2 protein-coding genes and 1 pseudogene are annotated in these 1,679 nt (G+C 64.4%); all 3 read right to left on the minus strand.

Annotated features, from left to right (window positions below; translation table 11 throughout):
* Positions 1–366: pseudogene (locus ACYVDE_RS22000) on the minus strand (hypothetical protein); the annotation flags it as partial.
* A gap of 53 nt (positions 367–419) precedes the next feature.
* Positions 420–860 carry a TolC family protein gene (locus ACYVDE_RS22005; protein ID WP_460503681.1) on the minus strand — a complete coding sequence of 147 codons (441 nt, stop codon included), beginning with the start codon at positions 858–860 and terminating at the stop codon, positions 420–422.
* A gap of 318 nt (positions 861–1,178) precedes the next feature.
* On the minus strand, positions 1,179–1,679 hold a 501-nt coding region (locus tag ACYVDE_RS22010; RefSeq protein ID WP_460503682.1), incomplete at its 5' end, for a zincin-like metallopeptidase domain-containing protein.

Genomic DNA, 1,679 nt, shown 5'->3' on the forward strand with positions numbered 1-1,679 from the left:
CCGGGGGCGGGCCTTATTCACCCACTGCGGGTGGCTGGGGGTAAGGGCCACCTGCACGGTGGGAACCAGGTACACCAGCGGCGGCATATTGTGCTGCCCTTGCAGGGGCAGGCCGTCGTGGGCCCCACGCTTCACCTTGACTACGCGGCTCAGGCACCAGGAGTCGGTGCCGCTGGCCGCGCCCGCACGGTAGTGCTGCGCCAAAAACTGTCCCACCGAAAGCCCACCCTGCGCGGGCTGCGCATGGTAACGGTAGTGCCGAAACAGCGCGGGCAGCTTGCCCAACTCTTCCACATCATTCTGCGGAATCAGGCTGCTGACGAGCATGAACAGGCTCAGGAAAACGGCGGTGAAGGACTTTAGCACGCGGGGCAAAGGTAACAGGCCTGCGGGAGAGGATGATTCCGGTGGATGGTATTTTACAGCTTAATCTTCCACAAGCCCGTGGCGCGCTGCAACTCGACCCACGTAGTGGCCAGGTTCTGCTGGGCCTGGTAGAAGCTCAGGTACACGTCGTTGAGGGTGCGCTGGGCGTTGAGTACATCGAGCAGGGAGGCGTTGCCGCGGCGGTAGCTGTAGGTTTTGCCGGCCAGCACGCGCTCGGCCTGGGTTAGCAGGCCGTCGTTGTACTGGGCCAGCTGGCGCTGGGCCAGCTCGTAACGAGCGTAGGCCTGGCGTACTTCTACCTGCACTAGCAGCTCGGTGTTCTGGTAGTTGGTCTCGGCCTGGCGCTGCTGGCTGTGCTTGCAGGCGGTCCGGCCGCTGCCTAAACTACGGCCGCTCCGCCTGCCGATTGCATTCGGGCTATCGCCCTGCTCCAACGGGCCAATTCGCTGTGGCTCGCCTAGGCCCGGCAGCACATCAACGCGCTGCGGGCCGGCACGCCGGGCTTCCCGGTGGTGCTGTGAACCGACACACAGTTCCGCGTGTACACCAAGCTGGGGCCGTTTTCGCTCCGCGAGCGCGCCGCCTCGTTGCCAAGAAATTGCAGCGCCTGGAAGCCAACCCCAGCTTCCTGCCCGACTCGCTGCGCCTTTACCCGGCCGAGCAAACCATCGACGGGCTGATTTTCCCCTTTTATACCATTTTAGCAATTGTCTTTTTGCAATTGCAATTTCCTTTTGTGGCCCGCCTCGGTGGCCGTCCGACGGAATGGCTCCATCGGGCGGCCGCTGGCCTTACTGCGGAGTGGCTTCGGTGCCGGGTGCTTCCTCCGTTTCGTAGCTGGGCACGATGCCCAGAATGTGATTGGCGGCTTTCTGGCCCTGACTGGCGGCGGAAATTATCAGCTGTTTGTCGTTGCGCAGGGCTTGCAGCCAGTTGGCGATATAGCTGGCGCTGCTGGGCTCGGTGCGGGTCAGGTCCAGCCCGGCCGCGTGGCTCAGGAACGAGGCCCCCAACTCGGCCACCAGTTCTTCCTTGGCGTAGGTTTCGCTGCCAAAGGCGGCCAACTCGGTGAGCGTAACCCGGTCCAGCCGCTTGGCGTGGCCGGTGGAGTGGGTCAGCTCGTGAAACAGGGTGTGGTAGTAGTCCTCGGCCGTGTGGAAGTCGCTGGCCGCGGGCATAGTCACGGTGTCGGTGCTGGTGCGGTACATGGCTTCGCTGCCCTTGTGCAGCACGCGGGCCCCCCCCGCGTAGCCGGCCAGCACCTGCTCGGCGGCCTGCTCGGGCGTATGCTC

Source organism: Hymenobacter agri (assembly GCF_054778495.1).